This is a genomic window from Streptomyces sp. NPDC042346 (genome assembly GCF_055581845.1).
Genome location: NZ_JBVJEH010000006.1, coordinates 89099 through 109545 on the forward strand (window position 1 = coordinate 89099; position 20447 = coordinate 109545).

General features: G+C 72.7%; 20 protein-coding genes. 2 read left to right on the forward strand and 18 right to left on the reverse strand.

Annotation, left to right across the window (positions count from 1 at the left end; translation table 11 throughout):
• Window positions 1-72: 72 nt before the first annotated feature.
• Together ACZ6K0_RS24230 and ACZ6K0_RS24235 are read right to left on the reverse strand one after the other, a co-directional pair.
• On the reverse strand, window positions 73-528 hold the full coding sequence (locus tag ACZ6K0_RS24230) for an Lrp/AsnC family transcriptional regulator (RefSeq protein ID WP_015032260.1): 456 nt from the start codon (window positions 526-528) through the stop codon (window positions 73-75).
• Window positions 529-538: 10 nt separating this feature from the next.
• Window positions 539-2002 carry an amino acid permease gene (locus ACZ6K0_RS24235; protein ID WP_376410367.1) on the reverse strand — a complete coding sequence of 488 codons (1464 nt, stop codon included), beginning with the start codon at window positions 2000-2002 and terminating at the stop codon, window positions 539-541.
• Between the two features lie 356 nt (window positions 2003-2358).
• Between ACZ6K0_RS24235 and ACZ6K0_RS24240 the strand changes: the two genes are divergently transcribed.
• The gene (locus ACZ6K0_RS24240; RefSeq protein ID WP_469235561.1) at window positions 2359-3372 is read left to right on the forward strand and encodes a GDSL-type esterase/lipase family protein; all 1014 of its coding nucleotides are present in this window, start codon (window positions 2359-2361) and stop codon (window positions 3370-3372) included.
• Here the strand turns inward: ACZ6K0_RS24240 and ACZ6K0_RS24245 are convergent.
• The 8 genes from ACZ6K0_RS24245 to fmt form a co-directional block, all read right to left on the reverse strand.
• Entirely contained in the window at window positions 3344-3853 is a 510-nt protein-coding gene (locus ACZ6K0_RS24245) for a GNAT family N-acetyltransferase (RefSeq protein WP_469235564.1), read from the reverse strand. The two genes, ACZ6K0_RS24240 and ACZ6K0_RS24245, sit on opposite strands and share 29 nt — an antisense overlap.
• Window positions 3854-3929: 76 nt before the next feature.
• Window positions 3930-5372, reverse strand: a complete 1443-nt coding sequence (locus ACZ6K0_RS24250) for a GuaB1 family IMP dehydrogenase-related protein (protein WP_376410358.1) — start codon at window positions 5370-5372, stop codon at window positions 3930-3932.
• A 105-nt stretch (window positions 5373-5477) separates the two neighbouring features.
• Entirely contained in the window at window positions 5478-5810 is a 333-nt protein-coding gene (locus ACZ6K0_RS24255) for a barstar family protein (RefSeq protein ID WP_469235566.1), read from the reverse strand.
• A complete protein-coding gene (locus ACZ6K0_RS24260; protein WP_469235568.1) occupies window positions 5807-6235 on the reverse strand; it encodes a guanyl-specific ribonuclease in 429 nt (142 codons plus the stop codon). The genes ACZ6K0_RS24255 and ACZ6K0_RS24260 overlap by 4 nt, the downstream gene beginning before the upstream one ends.
• A 108-nt stretch (window positions 6236-6343) precedes the next feature.
• Window positions 6344-7360, reverse strand: coding sequence for a sugar-binding transcriptional regulator (locus tag ACZ6K0_RS24265; RefSeq protein WP_024760841.1), 1017 nt, complete (start codon window positions 7358-7360; stop codon window positions 6344-6346).
• Window positions 7361-7528: 168 nt separating this feature from the next.
• Window positions 7529-8212 (reverse strand): ribulose-phosphate 3-epimerase, encoded by a 684-nt coding sequence (gene rpe / locus ACZ6K0_RS24270; protein WP_024760842.1) that lies wholly within the window; start codon window positions 8210-8212, stop codon window positions 7529-7531.
• 170 nt (window positions 8213-8382) lie between these two features.
• Window positions 8383-9795: an RsmB/NOP family class I SAM-dependent RNA methyltransferase gene (locus ACZ6K0_RS24275; RefSeq protein WP_376410350.1), complete on the reverse strand. Its 1413-nt coding sequence runs from the start codon at window positions 9793-9795 to the stop codon at window positions 8383-8385.
• Window positions 9796-9898: 103 nt separating this feature from the next.
• Window positions 9899-10831: a methionyl-tRNA formyltransferase gene (gene fmt / locus ACZ6K0_RS24280; RefSeq protein ID WP_469235571.1), complete on the reverse strand. Its 933-nt coding sequence runs from the start codon at window positions 10829-10831 to the stop codon at window positions 9899-9901.
• Window positions 10832-11057: 226 nt separating this feature from the next.
• Here fmt and ACZ6K0_RS24285 point away from each other — a divergent pair, with 226 nt between their 5' ends.
• The gene (locus tag ACZ6K0_RS24285) at window positions 11058-11576 is read left to right on the forward strand and encodes a hypothetical protein (RefSeq protein WP_376410345.1); all 519 of its coding nucleotides are present in this window, start codon (window positions 11058-11060) and stop codon (window positions 11574-11576) included.
• Between the two features lie 158 nt (window positions 11577-11734).
• Here ACZ6K0_RS24285 and ACZ6K0_RS24290 read toward each other — a convergent pair whose 3' ends face one another.
• From ACZ6K0_RS24290 to ACZ6K0_RS24325, 8 genes are all read right to left on the reverse strand, one after another.
• Window positions 11735-13864, reverse strand: coding sequence for a primosomal protein N' (locus ACZ6K0_RS24290; protein WP_469235573.1), 2130 nt, complete (start codon window positions 13862-13864; stop codon window positions 11735-11737).
• 93 nt (window positions 13865-13957) lie between these two features.
• Entirely contained in the window at window positions 13958-15166 is a 1209-nt protein-coding gene (gene metK, locus ACZ6K0_RS24295; RefSeq protein WP_150272137.1) for a methionine adenosyltransferase, read from the reverse strand.
• 298 nt (window positions 15167-15464) lie between these two features.
• Window positions 15465-16688: a bifunctional phosphopantothenoylcysteine decarboxylase/phosphopantothenate--cysteine ligase CoaBC gene (gene coaBC / locus ACZ6K0_RS24300; RefSeq protein WP_376410561.1), complete on the reverse strand. Its 1224-nt coding sequence runs from the start codon at window positions 16686-16688 to the stop codon at window positions 15465-15467.
• A gap of 102 nt (window positions 16689-16790) precedes the next feature.
• Window positions 16791-17063 carry a DNA-directed RNA polymerase subunit omega gene (gene rpoZ / locus ACZ6K0_RS24305; RefSeq protein ID WP_017242218.1) on the reverse strand — a complete coding sequence of 91 codons (273 nt, stop codon included), beginning with the start codon at window positions 17061-17063 and terminating at the stop codon, window positions 16791-16793.
• 67 nt (window positions 17064-17130) lie between these two features.
• Complete coding sequence (gene gmk / locus ACZ6K0_RS24310) at window positions 17131-17718, reverse strand: guanylate kinase (RefSeq protein WP_376410337.1); 588 nt, start codon at window positions 17716-17718, stop codon at window positions 17131-17133.
• 49 nt (window positions 17719-17767) lie between these two features.
• Window positions 17768-18091, reverse strand: coding sequence for an integration host factor (locus ACZ6K0_RS24315; RefSeq protein WP_376410334.1), 324 nt, complete (start codon window positions 18089-18091; stop codon window positions 17768-17770).
• Window positions 18092-18433: 342 nt separating this feature from the next.
• Window positions 18434-19270 carry an orotidine-5'-phosphate decarboxylase gene (gene pyrF, locus ACZ6K0_RS24320; protein ID WP_376410330.1) on the reverse strand — a complete coding sequence of 279 codons (837 nt, stop codon included), beginning with the start codon at window positions 19268-19270 and terminating at the stop codon, window positions 18434-18436.
• Window positions 19267-20382, reverse strand: coding sequence for a quinone-dependent dihydroorotate dehydrogenase (locus ACZ6K0_RS24325; protein WP_469235577.1), 1116 nt, complete (start codon window positions 20380-20382; stop codon window positions 19267-19269). Before ACZ6K0_RS24325 ends, pyrF begins: the two co-directional genes overlap by 4 nt.
• Window positions 20383-20447: the final 65 nt, after the last annotated feature.

Below are 20447 nucleotides of genomic sequence, written 5' to 3' on the forward strand. Positions count from 1 at the left end.
TCCCGCGCAGGACTGCGCGGGACCACGAGGGACTACGAGGTAGTACGAGGGACTACGCCGGACTACGCAGGACTACGCGGGCGAGCCCGAGGAGAAGCGCCGCAGCAGCGGCGAGAGCACCAGGACGGACTTGGTGCGCTCCACGAAGGGCTCGCCCGCGATCCGCTCCAGGACGCGCTCGAAGTGGCGCATGTCCGAGGCGAAGACCTGGACGACGGCGTCCGCGTCACCGGTGACGGTCGACGCGGACACCACCTCGGGGTACCGCTCCAGACCTCGCCGGATGTCGTCCGGCGAGGTGTTGTGGCGGCAGTAGATCTCGACGAAGCCCTCGGTCTCCCAGCCGAGCGCCGCCGGGTCCACCCGTACGGTGAATCCGGTGATGGCGCCCTCGGCCCTGAGCCGGTCCACGCGCCGTTTCACGGCGGGCGCCGAGAGGCCGACGAGCGAGCCGATGTCGGCGTAGCTGCGGCGGGCGTCTTCCGCGAGGGCGTGGACGATGCGTTCGTCGAGGTCGTTCAGTCGCACTGCGGGTGGATCACTTCTCTGATGTGGCCAGTCGGGAGCGGCGCATGCCGTACAGGAAGTAGAACACGAGGCCGGCCACCATCCAGCCACCGAAGACGATCCACGTGGCGGTGTCCAGACTGAACATCATGTAGCCGCAGGCGAGCAGGCCGAGGATCGGCGTGATCGGGAAGAGCGCGACCTTGAAGGTGCGCGGCAGGTCGGGGCGGGTCCTGCGCAGGATGACGACGGCGACGTTGACGAGGCCGAAGGCGAAGAGCGTGCCGATGCTGGTGGCGTCGGCGAGCTTGCCGAGCGGGATGAAGGCCGCGAGGGTGCCGCAGAAGAGGGAGACGATCACCACGTTGACGCGGGGGGCGCCGGACTTGGCCTCGACCTTGGCGAAGACCCTGGGGACGAGCCCGTCGCGCGACATGGCGAAGAGGATGCGGGTCTGGCCGTAGAGGACGGCGAAGACGACGGAGGCGATGGCGACGACGGCGCCGGCGGCGAGGACGACACCCCAGAAGGTGTGCCCCGAGACGTCGGTCATGATCTGGGCGAGCGCGGCCTCGGTGGACCCGAAGTCCTGCCACGGCATGGCGCCGACGGCGACGAAGGCGACGAGGACGTAGAGCACGGTGACGATCAGCAGCGAGAGCATGATCGCGCGGGGCAGGTCGCGCTTGGGATTCTTGGCCTCCTCACCGGCGGTGGAGGCGGCGTCGAAGCCGATGTACGAGAAGAAGAGGGTGGCGGCGCCGGCGCTGATGCCCGTGATGCCGAGCGGGGCGAGGGGCGTGTAGTTGCCGCCCTTGATGCCCAGGAAGCCGATGCCGATGAAGAGCAGCAGGGTGACGATCTTCACCGCGACCATGATCGAGTTGATCCGGGCGCTCTCCTTGGCGCCGCGCATCAGGAACACCATGGCGAGCAGCACGACGACCAGCGCGGGCAGGTTGATGAAGCCGCCCTCGCCCATCGGGGACGAGACCTGTTCGGGGATGGTGAACCCCAGGGTGCCGTCGAGGAGTTCGTTGAGGTACTCGCCCCAGCCGACGGCGACCGCCGCGACGGACACGCCGTACTCCAGGACCAGGCACCAGCCGCAGACCCAGGCGACGAGCTCACCCATCGTTGCGTACGCATACGAGTACGAGGATCCGGAGACGGGCACCGATCCGGCCAGCTCCGCGTAGGACAGGGCGGAGAAGAGCGCGGTCAGGCCCGCGATCACGAAGGAGATCGTCACGGCGGGGCCGGCCTTGGGGGCGGCGTCGCCGAGGACGACGAAGATGCCGGTGCCGAGCGTGGCACCGATGCTGATCATGGTCAGCTGCCACATGGAGAGGGAGCGGCGGAGGCTGCCGCCCTCACCCTGCCCACCCTCCATGACCAGGCGTTCCACCGGCTTGCGCCGGGTGAGTGCGCTGAGCGCGGAGGTCTTGGGGGTGGTCGTGTCGACGACCGGTGGGGCTGCGCCGTGGTCCAGCACTGCGGAGGCTCCTTATCGCTGCCTGTAGGCGGTGGGACGACCACGGCGGCCCGTGGGCACGCCGAAGCAAGCCCACGAGGGAGGGGAACCGCCGAGCAGGCGGTCGCCGCCACTCCTGGTACGGGGCACGAGCCTAAGGGGCTGAGGTTCGCACTCGTAATGCAGGGTTGTTGCGCACTGCCGGATGATCATTGCGCGCTCGCGGCGCAGACGGGGAAACATTGCGCGCCCCTGCATGAATCGGCACATTGGGGTCCCCCGACGACGCTCCGCACGCGCGCGTGCACGTGCCTTGACTCCTCGTGCCCGATGACCCACGCTGCGAGCCCCCCGCAATCCCACGATCGGAGACCTCGGTGGGCTGGCTCGCCCCGGCGCCCTTCCTGCGCGGCACGGCCTGGCTCGACGGGGACCGGCCGGTGCGGGCGGACCCGGCCGACCTGGAGCGGCTCCCGTGGGACATCGCGGAGAGGGCCGCGCTGCCCATCGGCGTACGGGTCGAGTTCACTGCGGAGCCCGGGACGCGCGCGGTGGAGCTGCGCTACCGGGCGGCCGTCCCGGAGCCGGACGACCCGCTCGCCGCGCTGCGCCACTGCTTCGCTCTCTGGCAGGGCCGGCGGCTCGTGGGCGAGACCTGCGCCGTCCCGGCGCCGGAGGGCACGGTCAGCCTCCCGCTGCCCCCGTGCGGCGGTGTCTTCACCGTCCACCTCCCCGAGGGCCAGTCACCGCTCCCGCTCGCCCTGCGGGCCGTCGGCGGCCGCCTCTCCCCCGCCCCGGTCCGGCCCCGCTGGCTCGTCCACGGCGACTCGATCACCGAGGGCTGGTGGGCGACCCGTCCCGCGCACTCCTGGCCCGCCACGGCGGGGCGGCTGCTCGGACTCGACCCGGTCAATCTGGGGTACGCGGGCGGGGCGCGCGGCGAGCTCCCGCTGGCCGAGCACCTCGCACGGCTCCCGGGCGAGGTGGTCACCCTCGCCTTCGGCACCAACTGCTGGTCCCGGGTGCCGGCGACGGCCGACTGGCTGTACGCGACCGTGCGGGCGTTCGTCGGCCTGGTCCGCCGCGGCCATCCGGCCGTCCCGCTGCTGATCGTCTCGCCCGTCCTGCGCCCGGAGGCCGAGCACACCCGCAACGCCCTCGGAGCGACCCTCACGGAGCTCCGCAGGGCCATGGAGCGCGCGGGCCGCGACCTGGCGGCCGAGGGCGACCGACGGCTCCTGGTCCTCCCGGGGCGCTCCCTGCTCGGCCCCGAGCACCTGGCGGACGGGCTGCACCCGAACGACCGGGGGCACGCCCGGATCGCGGCGGCGGTGGCGGAGGCCCTGCTCCCCCACCTGCCGGTCAGCCGCCCCGTACCCCCAGGGACCTGACCACGAACGTGCCGCCGTCCGCGTGCGCGTGCGTGCGGCCCTCCTCGTCCGTCCGGGTCCACCGGTCGGTGTACGTGACGACGGGTTCGTAGCCGAGCCGCGCGTACAGCGCCGCCGCCCGCGGGTTGTCATCGCCCACGCCGAGGCCCAGCGCCGCCCCGCCGCGCTCCCGCACCAGCTCCTCGGCCGCGTGGATCAGGGCCGTCCCGATGCCCTGTCCGCGGAGCTCCGCGGGCCATACGTCCAGGCCGTTGAGCTCGGGGCAGTCGCCGAGAACGGCCCGTACCTCGGGCGCGGCGCAACCGTCCCAGCGCACCAGCCCGTTGCCCACCGGCACACCGTCCCGCCAGGCGACGAGGTACGTCCCGGCCCCGGTCTCCTGGCGCGCGAACCGGTCGGCGTGCCGGCTCGGCGCCCCGGGGGTGGGGAGGTGACGGTCGAGCAGGGGCACGTCGGCGGCGCGGCAGGGCCTGATCTCCATGCGCCGACGGTACGGGAACGCCGTGGGCCCCCGGGAGGATTTTCCCGGGGGCCCACGGCGTGACGAACGAGAGGTACTAGCTCCAGCTGGCGTGCAGCGGCTTGCCCTCGGCGTAGCCGGCGGCGGACTGGATGCCGACCACGGACTTCTCCTCGAACTCGGCGAGCGAGCCCGCACCGGCGTAAGTGCAGGAGGAGCGGACGCCCGCGATGATCGAGTCGATCAGGTCCTCGACACCCGGACGGCTCGGGTCGAGGAACATGCGGGAGGTGGAGATGCCCTCCTCGAACAGCGCCTTGCGGGCGCGGTCGTAGGAGGACTCCTCGCTCGTGCGGTTCTTGACGGCGCGCGCGGAGGCCATGCCGAACGACTCCTTGTAGAGCCGGCCGTTGGCGTCCTGCTGGAGGTCGCCCGGGGACTCGTACGTCCCGGCGAACCAGGAGCCGATCATGACGTTCGACGCGCCGGCGGCGAGCGCCATGGCGACGTCGCGCGGGTGCCGGACGCCACCGTCGGCCCAGACGTGCTTGCCGTACTTCTTCGCCTCGGCGGCGCACTCCAGGACGGCGGAGAACTGCGGCCGGCCGACGCCGGTCATCATGCGGGTGGTGCACATGGCGCCGGGGCCGACGCCGACCTTGATGATGTCGGCGCCCGCCTCGATGAGGTCCTTGACGCCCTCGGCGGCGACGATGTTGCCCGCGACGATCGGGACCTGCGGGTCGAGCGCCCGGACGGCCTTGATCGCGGCGATCATCGACTCCTGGTGGCCGTGCGCCGTGTCGATGACGAGCGTGTCCACGCCTGCGTCGAGGAGCTGCTTGGCCTTGCCGGTGAAGTCGCCGTTGATGCCGACGGCGGCGGCGATGCGCAGCTTGCCCTGGGCGTCGGTGGCCGGCGTGTACAGGGTCGCGCGGAGCGCGCCCTTGCGGGTCAGGATGCCGACCAGCTTGCCGTCCTTGTCGACGGCCGGGGCGTAGCGGCGGTTGGCCTGGTCCAGCGTGTTGAACGCCTCGCGCGGCTCGATGTCGGCGTCGATGAGGAGCAGGTCCTTCGACATGACCTCGGACAGCTGGGTGAAGCGGTCCACGCCGGACAGGTCGGCGTCGGTGACGACACCGATCGGGCGGCGGTGCTCGTCGACGACGACGCCGGCGCCGTGGGCCCGCTTCGGCAGCAGGGAGAGCGCGTCGGCGACGGTCTGGTGGGGCTCCAGGACGATCGGGGTGTCGAGCACGTGGTGACGGCTCTTGACCCACGAGATGACGTCGGTGACGACCTCGATCGGGATGTCCTGGGGGATGACGACCAGGCCGCCGCGCCGGGCGACGGTCTCGGCCATGCGACGGCCGGCGATGGCGGTCATGTTGGCGACGACCAGCGGGATCGTCGTCCCGGTTCCGTCCGGCGAGGAGAGGTCCACCGCCTGGCGGGAACCGACGGCCGAGCGGCTCGGCACCATGAACACATCGTCGTACGTCAGGTCGTAGGGCGGCTTGACGTCATTGAGGAAACGCACGTGCTGACATCCCAGTCGTTCGGATCGGCCCCTAGGCATTTCAGCCAGGGGAAAAAGCACGTAGTTCATTCTCCCACGCCAGTACGAATACCAGCCCCGGTCGATTCATCCGAGGCTTGCGGGAGGTGCTTCGTCGGATCCTACGAAGCCTTCACCCAGGGCGAGGAGGACGGAGAGGTGGGTGGGGCGCTCGTCGACCGCTGTGGCGAAGACGTCCTGAGCGGTCCGCCACTCGTGGGGGCGCGCCGTGGCGTATCCCTGCCAGCCGGTGACGACGAGCGCGACGGGCTCGGGGAGATCGGTGAGGCAGTCGGCCAGGGCGTCCCAGTTCCGGCCGAACCACGCGGGCAGCTCCAGGACCACGGCGCACCGGTCCATGAGGGCGGCCTTGTCCGTGACCCCGGCCAGGTCGAGGACGACGGCGTCGGCGAGTCTCATCCGCGCACCTCCCGGAAGGTCTCGTAGTGGTCGTCGGTCCAGTAGATCTCGCCGCCCCGCCCGGTGACGATCCGGCGCGCCCCGCGGTCGCGCTCGCCGGGGGTCTTCACGGTGTACTCGCGGTAGTAGCCGCGGGCCTCACGGGGCAGGATCCGCTCGAAGTTCGAGAAGACGGCGCCGTCCTTGGCGTACGGGTAGGGGCCGCCGCGCGCGATGAGGTCGAGGGTCCTGCGCGCCTCGGGCGGCAGGTCGGCGGCTCGTACGGTGGCCAGCCCCGAGGCCCCGGTGGCCTCGGCGGCCGGCGCGGTGCCCGCGGGGGCCGCGGCGGTCGACCCGATGGAGACCGTGTCGCTCGCGGAGGAGCACCCGGCCAGGAAGACACACAGGACGAGCGCGAGGAGCACACGAAGGGGCCGGAGCAACATGTCCCGAACATACCGTTGCGGGATGGCTCCGGCCCCTGGGATCGCGGGGTGTCGGCCAGGGCCTGTCCGGCGGATCAGCGACCCCGGCCATGACCCGCCGGACAGGCCCTAGCTGCCGTCGGGGTCCGTCCGGTCGAGCGCCGGGTGCGTGCCGGGGCTGGACTCGGTCAGCAGGTAGTCGGCCGCGGCGCGGTCCGTCACCAGGCTGGTGACGAGCCCGGAGCGGAGGACCGCCCCGATGGCCGCCGCCTTGCGCTGCCCGCCGGCGATCGCCACGACCTCGGGGATGCGCCGCAGGCGGTCCGCCTCGACGGTGATGCACCGCTCGCCCAGGTCGCGGCCGACGCGGCGGCCCTCGGCGTCGAAGAGGTGCGCGGACATCTCGGCGGCGACGCCCAGCGAGGCGTAGTGGGCGCGCTCCGCGTCGGAGAGCATGTCGTGCACGGTCGAGATGCCCGGCTCCCAGGAGCCGATGGACACGCAGGCGACCGTCACCTTGTCGAAGTACTCGAAGGCCCGCGCGATGCCGGTCTGGCTGCGCAGCGCCGCCGCGGTCGCCGGGTCGGGCAGCAGCATGGGCGCGTAGATCGGGTGCGCCTCGCCGCCGGAGACCTGGGCGGCACGCCGTACCGCCTCGACCGAGCCGCGCTCGGCGGTCCCGGCGTCGTACACGCCGGTGAGCTGCACGACCGTACAGGGCGGCAGCCGGTCGAGCGCCGCCGCCATGTGGATGGTGGAGCGGCCCCAGGCGAGGCCCAGGACGTCTCCCTCGGTGACCAGCTCGCCGAGCAGGTCGGCCGCGACCTCGCCGAGGTTCTCCGGGTCGGGCGACTCGTCCTCGCCCTCCGCGGGGGATTCGACGACGACGGCGTGGCGGAGCCCGTAGCGGGCGCGGAGCGCGTCGGAGCGCTCGGCGTCCAGCTCGGCCGGCACGCGGATCTCGATGCGCACGAGGTCGCGCTCCAGGGCGGTCTCCAGGACCCGCGCCACCTTGAAGCGGCTCACGCCGAACTCCTCGGCGATCTGGATCTTGGACTTGCCCTCGAGGTAGAAGCGGCGGGCCATGGCCGCCGCCTGCACCAGCTCCGCGGGGCCCATCCGCAGGGCTGACCGTCCCGCCGACATACCGGCCACCGCGATCTCCTCACTGCTGTTCACGTACCGCTGTTCGCATACGGCTGTTCGCATACGGCTGTCGTTCACACTCTGGACTCGCCGTTCATCCTGTCAGATCCGGCGGGCCTTGATCAGTCCTGTCGGCGGCCCGACGGACCGCGTTCATCCGGCGGAGGCTCAGTGGCCACACGCCCACGCGGCGGAGGCCGTCGTGGCCTCGGCGCGGGCCCGCAGCGAGGCGACGGCGGCCGCCGGGTCGGCCGCGCCGTAGACCGCCGAGCCCGCGACGAACACGTCGGCGCCGGCCTCGGCGCACCGCTCGATGGTGGACTCGGCGACCCCGCCGTCGACCTGGAGCCACAGCTCCAGACCGTGCTTGGAGATCAGCTCGCGGGTGCGGCGGATCTTGGGCAGCATGATGTCGAGGAAGGCCTGGCCGCCGAAGCCCGGCTCGACCGTCATGATCAGCAGCATGTCGAGCTCGGGGAGCAGGTCCTCGTACGGCTCGATCGGCGTGGCCGGCTTGAGCGCCATCGAGGCCCGCGCACCCTTGGCCCGGATCTCCCGCGCGAGCCGCACGGGAGCGGCCGCGGCCTCCACGTGGAAGGTCACCGACCCGGCGCCCGCCTCCACGTACTGGGGCGCCCAGCGGTCGGGGTCCTCGATCATGAGGTGGCAGTCGAGGGGCGTCCCCGTGGCCCGGGCGAGCGACTCGACGATCGGCACCCCCAGCGTCAGGTTGGGCACGAAGTGGTTGTCCATCACGTCGACGTGCAGCCAGTCGGCGCCCTCGACGGCCTTCGCCTCCTCGGCGAGCCGGGCGAAGTCCGCGGACAGGATGCTGGGGTTGATCTGCGCCATGTGCCAAGCCTCCCACGTTCTTGGGTACTTCTTTGCCGCTCAGCGGTTTCGGATCCGGTCCAGACCAATTTCGGTACGAAGCGACGAGTCCTGGACCGGGACGGACCGGGAGAATGCGGTCAGGTGATCGAAGGGGCGGGCGCCCCGGGACACCCCGGGGCGCCCCGCCGTCAGGCCGTTCGGCGCAGCAGCGCCAGGTACATGGCGTCCGTACCGTGCAGATGCGGCCACAGCTGGATGTCCGGGCCGTCGCCGAGCGCCGGCACGCCGGGCAGCAGCGGACGGGCGTCGATCAGCTCGGCGCCGCCGACCTTCTTCAGGACGTCGTCGACGACCACGCGGGTCTCGGCCAGGTGCGGCGAGCAGGTCGCGTACCCGACGATCCCGCCGACGCGCACGGCCCGCAGCGCCTCCGTGAGCAGCCCGCGCTGGAGCGGCGCGAAGCCGTCCAGGTCCTCGGGGCGCCGGCGCCAGCGGGCCTCGGGGCGGCGGCGCAGGGCGCCGAGACCCGAGCAGGGCACGTCCATCAGGACCCGGTCGAAGGAGCCGGGGCGCCATGGCGGACGGGTGCCGTCGGCGGCGATGACCTGGTAGGGGCCGGGGTTGCCCGCGAGGGCGCGCTCGACGAGGCGGGCGCGGTGCGGCTGCTTCTCGGAGGCGAGCAGCGCGGCGCCGCGCTCGGAGGCGACGGCGGCGAGCAGGGCGGCCTTGCCGCCGGGGCCCGCGCAGCCGTCGAGCCAGCGGGCGTCGGAGCCTTCGAGCGGCGCGTTGGCGAGGGCGAGGGCGACGAGCTGGCTGCCCTCGTCCTGGACGCCCGCCCTGCCGTCCTTGACCGCCTCGATGGCGCCGGGCTCGCCGCCCTCGGCCATCCGGAGGGCGTACGGGGACCAGCGGCCCGGCAGCGTCTCGGTGGCCGCGGCGAGCTCCTCGGTGGTGGAGCGGCCGGGGCGGGCGACGAGGGTGACCTCGGGACGCTCGTTGTCGGCCTCCAGGAGGTCCTCGATGCCGGCGCGGCCGCCGCCGAGGGCGTCCCAGAGCGCCGAGACGACCCAGCGGGGGTGCGAGTGGACGACGGCGAGGTGGTCCTCGGCGTCCTGGTCGTACGGCGGGGCGACCTGCGCCACCCAGGCGTCGAGGTCCTGCTGCGAGATCTTCCGCAGCACGGCGTTCACGAACTTGGCCCGACCGTCGCCGAGGACCACCCGGGCCAGCTCGACGCTGGCGGAGACGGCGGCGTGGGTGGGGATCCGGGTCCCGAGCAGCTGGTGCGCGCCGAGCGCGAGCACGTCGAGCACCGGCGGGTCGACCTCGCGCAGCGGCCGGTCGATGCAGGCGGAGATGATCGCGTCGTACGTGCCCTGGCGCCGCAGCGTCCCGTAGACGAGTTCGGTCGCGAGGGCCGCGTCGCGCCCGTCGAAGTCGTCCTTCTCGCGGGCCTTCTTGAGCAGCGGCGGGAGCACCAGGTTCGCGTAGGCGTCGCGCTCGTCCACCGCCCTCAGCGCCTCGAAGGCGAGCATCCGGACGGGGTCCTTCTGGGGCCTCCGGTAGGGCTTGTGGGGACGGCGACTTGCCTGCTCGCTCAAAAGTGCTCCGCGTGACGAAATGAAGAGGTCGAACCCTCCAAGACTACGTCCGCCGCGCCCCCGCTCGTGTCCGGGGCGCCGCCGCGCCCCGGACGCCCCCGCGCTACGCGCCCAGCCGCTCGCCGGGGGCGATGCGGACGCCGCGGGCCCAGTCGGCGGCCTTCATCGGCTTCTTGCCCTGCGGCTGGACCCAGAGGAGCTCGACGCCGTACGAGCCGGTGCCCGCGTACACGTTGTTCTTGCCGACCACGAGCTCGCCGGGGGCCAGGTCGGTGCGGTCCGGGAGGGGGGTGACCTGGATCAGCTTGAGGCGCTCGCCACGGAAGAGGGCCCAGGCGCCCGGGGCCGGGGTGCAGCCGCGGACCACGCGGTCGACCCGCAGGGCGGGGGCCGCGAAGTCCACGTGCGCGTCCTCGACCTGGATCTTCGGGGCGAGGGTGATGCCCTCGACGGGCTGCGGGACGGCCTGGAGGGCGCCGTCCTCGATGCCGTCCATGGTCGCGGCGAGCAGTCCGGCACCCGCGAAGGCGAGCCGGGTCAGCAGGTCGCCGCTGGTGTCGGTCGGGCGGATGTCCTCGGTGACGACGCCGTAGACCGGGCCGGAGTCGAGGCCCTCCTCGATGAGGAAGGTGGACGCGCCCGTCACCTGGTCGCCCGCCATCAGGGAGTGCTGCACGGGCGCCGCGCCGCGCCACGCGGGCAGCAGCGAGAAGTGCAGGTTGACCCAGCCCCGCGCGGGGATGTCGAGGGCGACCTTGGGAAGCAGCGCGCCGTACGCGACGACCGGGCAGCAGTCCGGGGCGATCTCCCGGAGCCGGGCCAGGAAGTCCTCGTCGCGGGGCCTGGCCGGCTTGAGGACCTCGATCCCGGCCTCCTCGGCCCGCTGGGCCACCGGACTGGCGACGAGCCGCCGGCCGCGCCCCGCCGGAGCGTCCGGCCGGGTGACCACGGCGGCCACCTCGTGCCGGCCGGAGGCGAGCAGGGCGTCCAGGGCGGGTACGGCGACCTCGGGGGTGCCTGCGAAGACGAGCTTCATGGGTGGCGGCTGCCTGTCTGTCCGGGGGTGTTGCGAGCGACGCACCAGTCTAGGTCGTGTCGCCGGGGGGCGTACGTACGGACGAGCGCCCCGCGCATATGCGTGTACGCCCCCGCAGCGTGACCCAACTCCCGGTGGCGCGTTGGTCAAGAGAGATTGACCGAATCGGGTCGCCGTTCCCCCCTGCGACCCGCTCCCTTTACACGCCGGTTCGAGAGGCTTTCACATGGCCGACCACGCAGCCCACGACGCCCAAGCCCGGGCGAGTCTGCACCTGTTGGTGCGGGACATCGAGCGGGTCCGGCGGCAGGTGGACGCACTGCGCACGCTCACGGCCCAGCTGGGCAATGTCTACCGCCCCCGCCGCTCCGGCCCGTCGACGGGCTTCGTCGTCTACGGGCGCGCGCCCGCCCCGACCGTACGCCTCGCCCAGGAACTGCGGGACAGCGTCGAGACCCTGGTGACCGCGGCGGTCGACTTCGACCGCTCGCTCGGCTTCTCGTGGGACGCGGTGGGTTCCGCGCTCGGCGTCACCAAGCAGGCCGTCCACCGCCGCTACGGTGCCCGGCGCGCGCCCCAGCCGGGCGTCGCCGTGGAGCAGGACCACACCACGGAGCCGGGGGTGACCCGCACGCTTCCCTCGGTGCCCGCCGCCCGCTCGATGCCGCCGCAGCCCACCTCGGGCAGTGCCACCCTCCGCGAGGAGCCGCGCCCGTCGGCCTTCCCCGGCCCGCGCAACGGCTGACCCGACCCGCGCCGACGGCCGCCGCCCCTCCGGGGACCGGCGGCCGTCTCGCGTGTCGGCCGGCAGCGCACAGGCCTGCCAACGGCTGCCGGCGCGTAAGCCCGCCGTCGACTGCTCACGCGTACGCCTGCCATCGGCCGCCGGCCGTACGTCTGCCGTCAGCCGATGTCCGGCGGGTCCACGCGGATCCGCACCGGTTCGCCTCCGCCGCGCGCGAGCCCGGTCGCCCTGGCCTGCTTGAGGGACGCCGCCAGGGCCGCCCCGCTGCCCGGCGGTACGCGGACCAGGGCCCGCTCCCACTGCTCGCCCGGGGGCGGATCGCCGGGGCGGCGCGGCCCGCCGGGGCGGACCACCGGCAGCGGCACCGGACCGAGGACCTCCGCGTCGCCGGGCAGCCCGGCCGCCGCCAGGAACCCCTCGACCGCCTCCGCCGGACCGGACACCGCCGCCATGCGGGAGACCGGCGGGAAGCCCAGCTCGGCCCGCTCGGCCAGCTCCCGCTGGGCGTGCCCGACCGGGTCCCAGCGGACGAGCGCCTGGACCGGCCGGAGCGTCGGCTCGGCGACCACGACCACCGTGCCGCCCTCGGCCTGGCCCCGTACGAGGGAGGCCGCGTCGATCCAGCGGCGCAGCGCCTCCTCGCCCGCGCGCAGGTCCGGCCGGCCGAGCATGGCCCAGCCGTCGAGCAGGAGCGCGGCCGCGTAGCCGCCCTCGGCGACGGGTTCGGCGCCGGGGGTCGAGACGACGAGCGCGGGGCGCCCGGGCACGGTGTCCAGGATGTGGTCGCGCCCCGAGGTCCGTACCGGCACCGCGGGGAACGCCCGGCCCAGCTCCTCCGCCGTGCGCCGCGCGCCGACCACCTGGGCCCGCAGCCGGTTCGAGCCGCACTCCACGCAGTGCCAGTCGGGCGCGCCGAGTCCGCACCAGCCGCAGCGCAGCTCCTGCTGCTCCGGGGCCTCCAGGGGCCCGGCGCAGTGGCGGCAGCGGGCGGGCGTCCGGCAGCGCTCGCAGGCCAGCCTCGGTACGTATCCGCGCCGGGGCACCTGGACGAGCACCGGCCCGGTCTTCAGCCCTTCCCGTACGGCCTGCCAGGCCAGCGAGGGCAGCCGGGCGGCGCGCGCGGCCTCGTCGCGGGCCAGCTCGCCGTCGCCCACGGTCCGGATCAGGGGGGCGGCCCTGCGGACCTGCTCGCGTCCGGCGACGAGGGCCTTGGCCCAGCCGGACTCCACCAGCTGGGCGGCCTCGACGGTGCAGCTCGTGCTGCCGAGGAGGAAGGCGCACCGGTCGTGGGCGGCGCGCAGCAGCAGCACCTCGCGCGCGTGTGGCTGTGGGGCGTGCGGCTCGCTGTGGCTGCCGTCGCCGTCGTCCCAGATGACGGCGAGCCCGAGGTCCCGCACGGGGGCGAACATCGCGGCCCGGGTGCCGACGACGGCCCGCACGGAGCCGCGCCGGACGGCGAGCCACTGCCCGTACCGCTTCTCGGGGCCCGCGTCGGCGGTGAGCAGCGCGTGCCGCCCCGGCCCCAGGACCTCGGTCAGCGCCGCGTCGACCCGCCCGGCCGCCCGGCCGTCGGGTACGACGACGAGGGCACCCCGGCCGGAGGCCAGGGTCGCGGCGACGGCCCGGGCGATCTCCTCGGCCCAGTGCGGTCCCGGGAGCGCGTTCCACACGGCCCGGGGCGCGCCGCCGCGCGCGAGGGAGTCGAGGAAGGCGGGCCCCTGCTCGTACCGGGTCCAGCTCCCCGGCTCGGGGGCCTGCGGCGGCGGCAGGGGTTCCGGGGAGGTCCGGCCCTCGGCACGGGCGCTGCGCGGCGGCACGGCGAGCTGGAGCACGTCGGCGAGGCTGCCCGCGTAGCGGTCGGCGACGGCCCGGGCGAGGCCGAGCAGCTCGGGGCCGAGCACCGGCTCGGGCGAGACGACGTCGGCGAGGGCAGCGAGGGGGCCGGAGTAGTCGGAGGTGGCCCGCCGCTCGACGAGGAAGCCGTCGATCAGCCGTCCGCCCTCGCGGCGCCCGTTCCTCACCTGGTGGGCGCCCGCCCCGAACCGCACGCGGACGCGCACGCCGGGCCGGGCGACGTCGTCCAGCTCCTCGGGGACCGCGTAGTCGAAGAACTGGTCGAGGTGGAGCGACCCCTTGTTCACGACGACCCGGGCGACGGGCAGCTCCTTGGCCAGCGCGGCCCCTCGCCAGGTCCGCGGCTTGGCCTTCGGTACGTTCGCCTTCCGCACGGTCTCCCGAATGAGCGCGAGCTGCTCGGGCCCGCCGGAATTCTCCTTCTCGCTGCTCACAGCCCCATACCTACCAGACGGCACCGACAGTCGGGCAGACGGAAGCCCGGCACCCCCAAGGGGTACCGGGCTTCCGTCAGGTACAGCCGAGAATTACAGCCCCGCGGCCTTCTTCAGGGCGTCCACGCGGTCGGTGCGCTCCCAGGTGAAGTCCGGCAGCTCGCGGCCGAAGTGGCCGTAGGCGGCGGTCTGCGAGTAGATCGGGCGGAGCAGGTCGAGGTCGCGGATGATCGCGGCCGGGCGGAGGTCGAAGACCTCGCCGATGGCGTTCTCGATCTTCTCGGTGTCGACGGTGTTCGTGCCGAAGGTCTCGACGAAGAGACCGACGGGCTCGGCCTTGCCGATCGCGTACGCGACCTGGACCTCGCAGCGCGAGGCGAGACCGGCGGCGACGACGTTCTTCGCGACCCAGCGCATGGCGTAGGCGGCCGAGCGGTCGACCTTCGACGGGTCCTTGCCGGAGAAGGCACCGCCGCCGTGGCGGGCCATGCCGCCGTACGTGTCGATGATGATCTTGCGGCCGGTGAGGCCAGCGTCGCCCATCGGGCCGCCGATCTCGAAGCGCCCGGTCGGGTTGACCAGCAGGCGGTAGCCGTCGGTGTCGAGCTTGATGCCGTCCTCGACGAGCTGCGCGAGCACGTGCTCGACGACGAACTCGCGGATGTCGGGGGCGAGCAGCGACTCCAGGTCGATGTCCGAGGCGTGCTGCGAGGAGACCACGACCGTGTCGAGGCGGACGGCCTTGTCGCCGTCGTACTCGATGGTGACCTGGGTCTTGCCGTCGGGGCGCAGGTACGGGATGGTCCCGTTCTTGCGGACCTCGGTGAGGCGGCGCGAGAGGCGGTGCGCGATGTGGATCGGCAGCGGCATCAGCTCGGGGGTCTCGTCCGAGGCGTAGCCGAACATCAGGCCCTGGTCGCCGGCACCCTGCTTGTCGAGCTCGTCCTCGTCGCCCTCGACCCGCTTCTCGTACGCGGTGTCGACACCCTGCGCGATGTCCGGGGACTGCGACCCGATGGACACCGACACGCCGCAGGAGGCGCCGTCGAAGCCCTTCTTCGAGGAGTCGTACCCGATCTCGAGGATCTTGTTCCGGACGAGGGTGGGGATGTCCGCCCAGGCCTTCGTGGTCACCTCGCCGGCGACGTGCACCAGGCCGGTGGTGATCAGCGTCTCGACCGCGACGCGCGAGGTGGGGTCCTCTCGCAGCAGTGCGTCGAGGATGGTGTCGCTGATCTGGTCAGCGATCTTGTCGGGGTGACCCTCGGTGACGGACTCCGAGGTGAACAGACGACGGGACACAACGCTCCCTGGGGTTGCAGCGGCTGCTGGCTACTCGTGACGGACCGGCAGGGGGCTGCGCCCCGCGACGTTCCACGAACAGTCTATCGGTCGCGGTCGGGCAATGGACCAGGTGTCTCGCCTGGTGAATGGTCGGGCGTGACCGGAACCGGCCTCCTGCCCGGCGGAGGCGCCTCTTCCCGTGGGGCGTAAATCACTCGGGAATCACTCGCGCGTCGGCGTTTCCCACCCTGCGGAACGCCTCCGCAGGGTGACATCGCGCCAAGATCGCGTGCGTCCGGGGCCGGGCGTGGGTCCGTCAGGTCGCGGGGCGCGGAGCGGGGCGCAGGAGCGGCAGGACCAGGTCCCAGACCGTCTCGGCGAGCGCTTCCTTCGGCCCGTACGGCACGGGGGTCTCGGCGCCGTCCGCCGCGAGCACGACGGCCTCGTTCTCCTCGGAGCCGAAGGTCTTGCGCTCCCCCACCTCGTTGACGACGAGCAGGTCGCAGCCCTTGCGGCGGAGCTTCTCGCGCCCGTTGGCGAGGACGTCGTCGGTCTCGGCGGCGAAGCCGACGACGACCTGCCCCGGCAGGGCGCGGTCGGCGGAGAGCTCGGCGAGGATGTCGGGGTTGCGGACGAGTTCGACGGTCGGCGCTCCCCCGTCGTCCTTCTTCTTGATCTTCCCGGAGGCGTAGACGGCCGGCCGGAAATCGGCCACAGCGGCGGCCATCACCACGGCGTCGGCGTCGCCCGCCGCCTTGAGGACGGCCTCGCGGAGCTGGAGGGCGGTGCCGACGTGGACCACGTCGACCCCGGCGGGGTCGGGGATGCCGGTATTGGCCTCGACGAGCGTGACCCGGGCCCCGCGTGCGGCGGCGGCCTTGGCGAGGGCGTACCCCTGCTTGCCGGAGGAGCGGTTGCCCAGGTAGCGGACGGGGTCGAGCGGCTCCCGCGTGCCGCCCGCGCTGACCACGACGTGGCGTCCGGCGAGATCGGGGGCGGCGGCGCCGCGCGCCAGGATCCTCCGGCAGACCTCGAAGATCTCGGCGGGGTCCGGCAGCCGGCCCTTGCCGGTGTCGACGCCGGTGAGCCGGCCGACGGCGGGCTCGATGACGACGGCGCCGCGGCGGCGCAGGGTGGCCACATTCTCCTGGGTCGCCGGGTGCTCCCACATCTCGGTGTGCATGGCGGGGGCGAAGACGACGGGACAGCGCGCGGTGAGCAGCGTGTTGGTGAGGAGGTCGTCGGCGAGGCCGTGGGCGGCCTTGGCGAGCATGTCGGCGGTGGCGGGGGCGACGACGACGAGGTCGGCGCCCTGGCCGATCCGTACGTGCGGCACCTCGTGGACCGACTCCCACACCTCGGTGGAGACGGGGTGCCCGGAGAGCGCGGACCAGGTCGCCGCGCCGACGAAGTGGAGGGCGGAGTCGGTGGGCACGACCCGTACGTCGTGGCCCGACTCGGTGAGCCGGCGCAGCAGCTCGCACGCCTTGTAGGCGGCGATGCCGCCGCTGACCCCCAGAACGACCTTCGGCTTCGTCACCACTGCCACTGCCACTCCCCGCACTCGGATGCGTACGACTCCATGAGACACCAAAGGCCCGGCGGTTGTTCCGCCGGGCCTTCGGTGACAAGCGTTACGTGCTTACTGAGCCGGGCCCTCGATGGCCTCGGAGGTCAGCAGACCCGCGTTGATCTCCCGCAGGGCGATCGAGAGCGGCTTCTCGTGGACGTGGGTGTCGACGAGCGGACCCACGTACTCCAGCAGGCCCTCGCCGAGCTGGGAGTAGTACGCGTTGATCTGACGCGCGCGCTTGGCCGCGTAGATCACGAGGCTGTACTTCGAGTCGGTTGCCTCGAGCAGCTCGTCGATCGGCGGGTTGATGATGCCCTCGGGCGCAGTCATGGAAGAGGACACGCTCTACCTTCCGAAGAATGGAAAAAAGATCAGACGAATGCTGTGGAGTGCGGGATCCCTGCGGCAATCAGCCGCTGATGTCCGGGTCCCCGGAAGACAGCAGCATCAACGTTAGCAGCTCGCGGGCGACGTCCTCGACTGAGGTGTTGACGAGCGTGGTGTCGAACTCCGATTCGGCGGCCAGCTCGATCTTCGCGGCGGCCAGTCGGCGCTCGATGACCTCGGGCGACTCGGTGCCGCGGCCGGTGAGCCGGCGGACCAGCTCCTCCCAGCTCGGCGGGGCCAGGAAGACCAGCTGGGACTCGGGCATCGAGTCCTTGACCTGACGGGCGCCCTGGAGGTCGATCTCCAGGAGGACGGGCTCCCCGGAGTCGAGGCGGTCGAGGACCGCGCCACGCGGGGTGCCGTAGCGGTTGCCCGCGAACTCGGCCCATTCGAGGAGTTCACCATTGGCGATCAGCTTGTCGAACTCGTCGTCCGTGACGAAGAAATAGTGGACGCCGTGCTTCTCGCCGGGGCGGGGCTTTCGTGTCGTGGCCGACACCGAGAGCCAGACCTCGGGGTGGACCTTGCGCATATGAGCGACGACCGTGCTCTTGCCGACCCCTGAGGGGCCGGAGAGCACGGTCAGCCGCGGACGTACCTCTGCTGCCATGCAGCGATTATTCCAGCTTTACCGGTGTGCCCGGGACGCGCGTCCCGGATCAGGCGCCGGTGCTGCCGAACTCGCGCTCCAGGGAGGCGATCTGGTTGGAGCCGAGACCACGGACACGGCGGCTCTCGGAGATGCCGAGGCGCTCCATGATCTGCTTGGCGCGGACCTTGCCGACGCCGGGCAGCGACTCGAGCAGAGCGGAGACCTTCATCTTGCCGATGACGTCGTTCTCCTGCCCGGTCTTGATGACCTCGTGGAGCGAGGCGCCGGAGTGCTTGAGTCGATTCTTGACCTCGGCCCGCTCCCGGCGAGCCGCGGCGGCCTTTTCGAGCGCGGCTGAGCGCTGTTCAGGGGTAAGGGGCGGAAGAGCCACGCCTACGTCACCTCGGATGTCGATCTAACGGATACGGACCGGTGAGGAACCCAGCGCCCCACACCAGTGGAGCAACGTGCAACGGAGTGGCCGTTGAACGCCTGCTCTGCCCCGGAGACTAGCGGCCGAGGCCGCTCCAGTCAGCGAGAACAGCGGAAAAGTCCTGGTCAGCATCGACCGACCAGGACTTTTCCGGCATAACGACCCGGTTTTGAGCCAAGTTTTCGTCAAGTAGCGAGACGGCCGGTGAGACGGTTCCTCTCACCGGGCCGATCCGCGACCGATTCACCGGGCCGATCCGCTCCGACCTGCGGATTGACCGCGAGCCCGCCGAGAACGCGCTTACGCGCCGACGGCCGCGCGGATCTCGTCCGCGTACCGGTCCGCCGAGGACCGCAGGGCGGACACGTCGGGACCGTGACGGAGAACACCCCGACTGACGTTCGGGACGACGTTGCGGACCGCGGCGCCGAAGACCGCGGGGAGGTCCGCCGGGGTCGCGCCCTGGGCGCCGATGCCGGGGGCCAGGAGCGGACCGTTGATGTCCAGGTCGAAGGTGGACAGGTCGCCGAGCGTGGCGCCGACGACCGCGCCGAAGGAGCCCATGGGGGTCTCCCCCGCGTTCTCCTCGGCGAGGTGCGCCAGCATGGTCGCGCCGACCGTGCGGCCGTCCTCGCGCACGGCCCGCTGGACCTCCGCGCCCTCCGGGTTCGAGGTGAGCGCCAGGACGAACAGACCGGCGCCGGACTCCCGGGCCAGGTCGACGGCCGGCTTCAGCGAGCCGTAGCCGAGGTACGGGGAGACCGTCAGCGCGTCGGAGAAGAGCGGGGAGTCCTTGCGCAGGAAGGCCTCGGCGTACGCGGCCATCGTGGAGCCGATGTCGCCGCGCTTGGCGTCCATGACGACCAGGCCGCCCGCGGCGCGCACGTCGGCGACGGCGCGCTCCAGGACGGCGATGCCGCGCGAGCCGAAGCGCTCGAAGAAGGCGGCCTGCGGCTTGAAGACGGCGACGGTGCCGGCGAGCGCCTCGACGACCGTGAAGGTGAAGCGCTCCAGACCGGTGATGTCGTCGGTCAGGCCCCAGGAGTCGAGCAGGGCGGCGTGCGGGTCGATGCCGACGCAGAGCGGGCCGCGCTCGTCCATGGCGGAGCGCAGACGGGTACCGAACGAGAGGGTCACTTGGCGGCCTTTCGGGAGTCGGAGCCGGCGCCGACGGCCTCGGCGAGGGTGGCGTACGGAGAGGCGGCGAGGCGCGCGGCGAGGCCCTTGTGGATCGCGCGGGCGTAGAACGGGCCCTCGTAGATGAAGGCGCTGTAGCCCTGGATCAGGGTGGCGCCGGCGAGGATGCGCTGCCAGGCGTCCTCGGCGTTCTCGATGCCGCCGACGCCCACGAGGACGATCCGGTCCCCCACGCGCGCGTGGAGGCGCCTGAGGACCGCGAGGGAGCGCTCCTTGACGGGCGCCCCGGACAGGCCGCCGGTCTCCTTGACCAGCGCGGGGTCGGACGTCAGGCCGAGGCCCTCGCGCGCGATGGTGGTGTTGGTGGCGATGATGCCGTCGAGGCCGAGCTCCAGGGCGAGGTCGGCGACCGCGTCGACGTCCTCGTCGGCGAGGTCGGGGGCGATCTTGACGAGGAGGGGGACGCGGCGGTCCGTGACCGCGCGGTCGGCCGCTTCCCGTACCGCCGTGAGCAGCGGGCGGAGGGACTCGGTGGCCTGGAGGTTGCGCAGCCCGGGGGTGTTCGGCGAGGAGACGTTCACGACCAGGTAGTCGGCGTGCGCGGCGAGGCGCTCGGTGGACTTCACGTAGTCGGCGGCGGCCTCGGCCTCCGGGACGACCTTGGTCTTGCCGATGTTGACGCCGACGACCGTCTTGAAGACCGGCACGCGCGCGTGGAGGCGGTCGGCGACGGCGGCGGAGCCCTCGTTGTTGAAGCCCATGCGGTTGATCAGGGCGCGGTCCGGGACCAGCCGGAAGAGGCGCTTCTTGGGGTTACCGGGCTGGGCCTCGCCGGTGACCGTGCCGATCTCGACGTGGTCGAAGCCGAGCATCGCCATGCCGTCGATGGCGACGGCGTTCTTGTCGAAGCCGGCGGCGAGACCGAAGGGGCCGTGCATCCGCAGGCCGAGGGCCTCGGTGCGCAGCTCCTTGTAGCGGGGCGCGAGGACGGCTGCGACGAAGGTCCGGAGGACGGGGACGCGCGCGGCCGTACGGATCCAGCGGAAGGCCAGGTAGTGGGCCTTCTCGGGGTCCATGCGCTTGAAGACGAGGTCGAAGAAGAACTTGTACATGTGAATCCGGTCCAGGTGTGCTCATGAAGAGGGGGACACCGCGGTGTCTCCGGTGTCCCCCCTGC